This window comes from Kineococcus glutinatus (genome assembly GCF_039542765.1).
GTDB lineage: Bacteria > Actinomycetota > Actinomycetes > Actinomycetales > Kineococcaceae > Kineococcus_A > Kineococcus_A glutinatus.
In genome coordinates this window covers 1-5,861 of the sequence record NZ_BAABIL010000346.1, presented here as the reverse complement: position 1 = coordinate 5,861, position 5,861 = coordinate 1, and the positions used below count along the sequence as shown (strand labels likewise).

The 5,861-nt window shown below is 75.5% G+C and carries 6 protein-coding genes; 1 reads left to right on the top strand and 5 read right to left on the bottom strand.

The features are described 5' to 3' along the window. The 5 genes from ABEB16_RS13260 to mraZ all read right to left on the bottom strand — a co-directional run. The coding region (locus ABEB16_RS13260; RefSeq protein WP_345712719.1) for a Mur ligase domain-containing protein at positions 1-249 on the bottom strand (249 nt) is incomplete at its 3' end. Positions 250-266: 17 nt separating this feature from the next. Continuing rightward, complete coding sequence (locus ABEB16_RS13255) at positions 267-2,105, bottom strand: peptidoglycan D,D-transpeptidase FtsI family protein (protein WP_345712718.1); 1,839 nt, start codon at positions 2,103-2,105, stop codon at positions 267-269. A gap of 40 nt (positions 2,106-2,145) precedes the next feature. Further along, positions 2,146-2,634 (bottom strand): cell division protein FtsL, encoded by a 489-nt coding sequence (gene ftsL / locus ABEB16_RS13250; protein ID WP_345712717.1) that lies wholly within the window; start codon positions 2,632-2,634, stop codon positions 2,146-2,148. After that, entirely contained in the window at positions 2,631-3,803 is a 1,173-nt protein-coding gene (gene rsmH / locus ABEB16_RS13245; protein WP_425560190.1) for a 16S rRNA (cytosine(1402)-N(4))-methyltransferase RsmH, read from the bottom strand. The genes ftsL and rsmH overlap by 4 nt, the downstream gene beginning before the upstream one ends. A gap of 291 nt (positions 3,804-4,094) precedes the next feature. Then, positions 4,095-4,526, bottom strand: coding sequence for a division/cell wall cluster transcriptional repressor MraZ (mraZ, locus tag ABEB16_RS13240; RefSeq protein ID WP_345712716.1), 432 nt, complete (start codon positions 4,524-4,526; stop codon positions 4,095-4,097). 533 nt (positions 4,527-5,059) lie between these two features. On the opposite strand from mraZ, the gene ABEB16_RS13235 reads away from it, so the two are divergent. Then, positions 5,060-5,861, top strand: an 802-nt coding sequence (locus ABEB16_RS13235; RefSeq protein ID WP_345712720.1) for an AAA family ATPase, incomplete at its 3' end; no start/stop codon positions are given.

Below are 5,861 nucleotides of genomic sequence, written 5' to 3'. Positions count from 1 at the left end.
GTCGGTGAGGGCGACGACGGCACCGGCGCCGGCGGCCTGGCCGGCGAAGTCGGCGCCGTGCGCGCGGGCACCCGGCAACGCGGCGTACAGGTCCCCGGGGCGCACCGCGCGCGAGTCCAGCGTCGCGCCGCTCACGGGTGCGTCCCCGCTGCCGGCGGGACCGTCGACCTGGGTGCCCAGGACCGCTGCGAGGTCGGCGACCCGGAGCGCGGCGCGGGTCCGGTGGGTGTCGTCGGGGCGGGGGGGCACGGCGGGCAGGCTACCCGTCACCAGGTGAGGGGCAGGTTCGCCGGGGCGGCCGCCGAGGGCGCCACACCGCGCTGGGCGAGGGCGTAGGTCATGACGTCCTTGAACACGGGGCCCGCCGCGCCACCGCCGTAGTAGTTGGTCCGCGGGTTCTGCAGGATGACCGCCACGACCAGCTCGGGGTCGTCGGCGGGCGCCATGCCGATGAAGGAGGCGGTGTAGCCGCGGTAGCAGCCGCACTCCTCGTCGTAGCGCTGCGCGGTGCCGGTCTTGCCGGCCACGAGGTAGCCGTCGATGGCCGCCGCGGCGGCGGTGCCGTTCTCGCTGACGACGCCCTGCAGCATCTCGCGCATCGCGCGGGCCGTGCCGGTGCTGACGGCCCGCTGCGAGGCCGGCTCGGGGGCGGGGGTGTAGCTGCCCTCCGGGGTGCTCCAGCCCTGCACGAGCTGGGGTTCCACGCGCACGCCGTCGTTGGCGATGGTCGCGAAGACGGAGGCCGCCTGCACCGCCGTGACGGACATGCCCTGGCCGAACATCACGGTGTAGCGCTGGGTGCCGCTCTTCTTCATCTCCTCGGGGGTGGCGAGGATGCCGGCGGACTCCGCGGGGAAACCGACCGCCGTCTCCTGCCCGAACCCGAAGGCCCGCTGGTAGCGGTAGATCGTCTGCGCGTCCATGGTCTCGCCCGCCAGGATCGTGCCGATGTTGCTGGACTCGGCGATCACCCCGGCCAGCGTCATGTGGTCGTTCTCGGGGACGTGGGAGTCGGTGAACACCTTCGTCGAGCGCTTCAGCTCGGTGGGGATGACGAACTTCGTCGACGGGTCGGCCCGGCCCTCCTCCAGCGCCGCGGCCAGCGTCACGACCTTGGCGGTGGAGCCGGGTTCGAAGACGTCGGTGAAGGCGGTGTTGCGCAGGTTGGTGTTCGTGAAGGTGGAGGTGTCCGCCGGGTCCACCGTGGGCGCGCTGGCGACGGCGAGCAGCCGCTGCTGCTTGTCCATGATTACGACGGTGCCGGAGTCGGCCTGCGTCGCCTCCACCTGCGCGACGAGCGCCTCCTCGGCCTTCCACTGCAGGTCGCGGTCGACGGTCAGGTGCAGGGTGTCGCCGTCGACGGCGTCCTCGCCCTCGGTCTCCCCCAGGGGGATCTGCTGGCCGGTGAGGCTGCGCTCGTAGCGCTGCCAGCCGTCGCGGCCCTGCAGCTGGGCGTCGAACTTGCTCTCGAGCCCGCCGAGGGGTTTGGGCACGCCCTCCTCGTCGGCACCGCCGAGCACGCCGACCAGGGTGGCGGCCGCGGCACCGGCGGGGTAGACGCGCTGGCTGGTGCGGTGACCGGTGATCCCCGGCAGCTCCAGGGCCTCCACGTCGCGCCACTGCTGCGGCGTCAGCTCCCGGGCCACCACCGCGTACTGGTCGCGGGGGCCGTCGCCCTCGAGGACCCGGGCCAGCTCGGCCTCGTCGCCGCCGAGGACCTTCACGAGCTCGTGCGCGGCGCCGGCGGTCCCCACGCCGAGGTCGGCGTCGCGGGGGGTGGGGTCGCTCTCGCTGCGCATGTTGAAGTACCGCAGGATCGAGGGGTCGGCGACCACGTCGCGCCGCTCGACCGACGTGGCGAGGACGACGCCCTCGGAGTCGACGACGTCGCCGCGGTCGGCCTGCAGGTCGACCTGGGTGGTGCGGGTCTTGAGCGCGGCGTTCGCGAACTGTGCCGCGTCGGTGCCCTGCAGCTGCACCAGCCGCCCGCCGAAGAGGCTGAGGACGAGCAGCACGGCGAGCACCCAGCCGCGCAGCCGCCGGTCGGTGCGGGGACCCGCGCCGGCTCCGGCGTCGCGGCGTCGGGCGGCGGGCGCGTGGGGCACTCCTGGTCCTCCTGGCTGGCGGTGGCGGTGCGGGGGCGGTTCAGGGCGTGGGCGCGGCGGACGCCGTCGGTGCGGGTTCCGCCGGGGCCGGTGCGGGTGCGCCCGGGGCGGCGGGTTCGGGTGCCTGCGCCTCCTCCGGCTCACCGACGACGCGGCCGTCCACCACGTGCGCGGGCGCCGGCCCGGGGACCATGCCGAGGCCGGTGGCGCGCTGCTGCAGCGCCTGCGGCGCGGCCTGCGCGGCGAGGCCCTCGTCGAGCGCCTGCTGCCTCTCCCGCAGCAGCGTCGCCTCGTGCTGCAGATCGCTGATGGTGAAGGCGTCGCGGGCGATGGAGATGTTCATCATGAGCAGCACGAGCAGGCCGCCGGTCAGCAGGAGCACGCACGCCAGCGGCAGCGGCAGCCGGGCACCGAAGGACGCCGGCGGTGCGACGACCCGCAGCAGCGGCCGGTTCTGGGAGGCGCCGGCCTGGCGTGCCCGCAGGGCGCGGGCGGACGCGTTGCGGGCCGCGATCAGTGGCTGGCTCACCGGGAACTCCCCCCTCTCTCGGCTGGTCGGTCACCCTCTCGGGACTGCGGCGCCCCCGACGGCCGCCGGTCCGCTGTGGGGAAGAGTTTCCCCGAGCGCCGCGGCACGGCCCGGACCACCCCACCCCGATCATCGGTGTCGGCGCGGACGGCCGCGCGGAGGCGCGCCGAAGCGGCACGGGGATTGCACCGGACCTCCTCCTCGCCGGCGCTCTCGCCGCCCCGCGTCAGCAGGTGTGCGCGCGGCCCGGTCCCGGGCAGTTCCACGGGCAGGTCCGGCGGCGCGGTGGAACGGCTCTGGCGGGCCAGGAACTGCTTGACGATGCGGTCCTCCAACGAGTGGAAGGTGAGGACGGCGATCCGCCCGCCGGGGCGCAGCGCGTCGAACGCCGGCGGCAGCGCGCGCTCCACCACGCGCAGTTCGTCGTTCACCTCGATGCGCAACGCCTGGAACGTGCGCTTGGCGGGGTTCCCGCCCGTGCGGCGGGCGGGCGCGGGCACCGCGCCGCGCACGAGTTCCACCAGGCGTGCGCTGCGCCGGAACGGTTCTCGCGCCCGCTCGCGCACGACGGCGGCGGCGATGCGGGCGGCGAACCGCTCCTCGCCCCAGGTGCGCAGCAGGCGCGCGAGTTCCGCCTCGGGGTAGGAGTTCAGGACGTCGGCCGCCGTCGGGCCGCGCGTCTGGTCCATCCGCATGTCGAGCTCCGCGTCGCGGGCGTAGGAGAAACCCCGCTCGACCTCGTCGAGCTGCAGCGAGGAGACCCCGAGGTCGAAGAACACCGCGTCGACGACCGGGGTCCCCAGCTCCGCCAGGACGGCGGGCAGTTCGTCGTGGACGGCGTGGACGAGCGTCACCCGATCGGCGTAGCGGGCGAGCCGGCGGCGGGCCAGCGCGAGGGCCTGCGGGTCGCGGTCGATGCCGATGAGGCGTGCCTGCGGGCAGGTCCGCAGGAGTTCGGCGGCGTGCCCGCCGAGCCCCAGGGTGCAGTCCACGGCCACGGCGCCGGGACGGTCGAGGGCGGGGGCCAGCAGCTCGGTGCAGCGCTCCAGCAGCACCGGGACGTGGCGGTCCGCCACCGGGCGCTCGGTGTCGGGTGGATCCGCCGGCGGGGTTTCCCGCGGGCGCGCGCCGTCGTGGACCGGCGCGACGACCGCGCGCTCCTGCGCCATCTCTCCGCTCCTCCTGCTGTGCTGCGCTGCTGCGCGGTCCCCGTCCTGGGGCTGCGCGGGTGGTGCCCCGCCGGTGGCCGGCGGGTCGGGGCGGAAGAGGACCAGGAGCGCGGTGTGCTGGGGCGGAGCCGGTGCGGGGCGTCGTGGACCCGGGTCCCCAACCGCTCCGGCTGCCTGGCACCGGGGAAGTGCGCCAGGACGCCGGAGCGGGTGGAGGCCCCGGCCCACGAGCCGGGTGCCGGGGTGGCGGGCCACCCCCGTGCCCACCGTGGCGGCGGGACGGCACTGCGGTCACACGATGCCGGGCAGCACCTCCTCGTCGCGGTCCGCGAAGGGCTGCTCCGCGGCGGCGAGGTAGGTCTCCCAGGTGGGCAGGTCCCACACCTCGACGCGGGAGCCGGCACCGATGACGGCCACGTCGCGGTCGAGGCCCGCGTAGGAGCGCAGCAGGGGCGGGATCGTGATCCTCCCCTGCCGGTCCGGGACCTCGTCGGAGGCGCCGGAGAGGAACACGCGAAGGTAGTCCCGCGCTTCCTTCCGGGTGAGCGGCGCCTGCCGCAACTGGTCGTGCATGCGCTCGAACTCCGCGGTCGGGAAGACGTAGAGGCAGCGTTCCTGCCCTCGGGTGATCACCAGCCCATCGGACAGCTGGTCGCGGTACTTCGCCGGGAGGATCAAGCGCCCCTTGTCGTCGAGCCGCGGGGTGTGCGTTCCGAGGAACACGACCCACCTCCGCGACCGGACGCCCTCGGACCCGCTCGACCAGACCGACCCGCCCTGCCCGATGCGGTGACCTCCCGGACACCCCCGCGAAGACCTCGCGCGAACCCCGTCGAGCCACCGGCCCCCACAGTACTCCACTTCCCCCCACCGTCAACCAACGTCACCGTCCGCGACGCCCCTCGCGCGGGGAACGTCGCAGGTCAGCGCGGTGGGGGGGCGCCGGCGGCCCCGCGGGCGGCGGCGGCGGGCGCACGGGCGCCAGCGGGTGCCGCGGGGTGGGCCCGGGGTCCTTGATCGTGGGCCGGAACGGCTCCGGTGGGGCAGAGTGGGGGGCTACGCGGGAAGGGACCCGGCACGGGCCCGGTCGGCACCGCCCGCGCCGAGGGGACGGGGACGGCGTGACCACCACGAGCGCACAGGCGAACGCGCACCTGCCCGATCCGGTGGGGGGCGCCGCGCACCTCGGCGCCACCCCGCCGCCCCCCCGGACCGCGCCACCCTCCCCGGAGGACGTCGCGCGCACCGGCGAGGCGCTGGCCCGCGCCGTCGAGACGGTGATCCAGGGCAAGGACGAGGCGGTCCGGCTGGCCCTGACCGTGCTGTTCGCGGGCGGCCACCTGCTCGTCGAGGACGTCCCGGGCGTCGGCAAGACGATGCTCGCCAAGGCGATGGCCCGCTCGATCGACGGCACGGTCCGCCGCATCCAGTTCACCCCGGACCTGCTGCCCAGCGACGTCACCGGCTCCAGCGTCTACAACCAGGAGTCGGCGGACTTCGAGTTCCGCCCCGGAGCGGTGTTCGCGAACGTCGTGATCGGTGACGAGATCAACCGCGCCTCGCCCAAGACCCAGTCGGCCCTGCTGGAGTGCATGGAGGAGGGCCAGGTCACCGTCGACGGCACCACGCACGTGCTGCAGGAACCCTTCATCGTCGTCGCCACGCAGAACCCGGTGGAGATGGACGGGACCTACCCCCTGCCCGAGGCGCAGCGGGACCGCTTCATGGCCCGCATCTCCATGGGCTACCCCGCGGCGGACGCGGAGCTGGCGATGCTCGACCAGCACGGGCAGGAACAGCCGCTGGAGTCCCTCGCGCCCGTGACCGACGCCTCGGGCGTGCGCGCGCTCGTGGCGGCGGTGCGCCACCTGCACGCGGCCGCGGCCCTGAAGGAGTACGTCGTCGCCCTGGTGCGGGCCACCCGCGAGCACCCCGACCTGCGGCTGGGCGCCTCGCCGCGCGCCGCCCTGCACCTGCTGCGGGCGGCCCGCGCGCACGCGGCGCTCGACGGGCGCGACCACGTCCTGCCCGACGACGTCCAGCTGCTCGCCGGCCCCG

Bases quoted from the DNA above. Each gene is read 5' to 3' on its own strand.
- rsmH (WP_425560190.1), bottom strand. From the start codon at position 3,803: ATGGCGCAGGAGCGCGCGGTCGTCGCGCCGGTCCACGACGGCGCGCGC.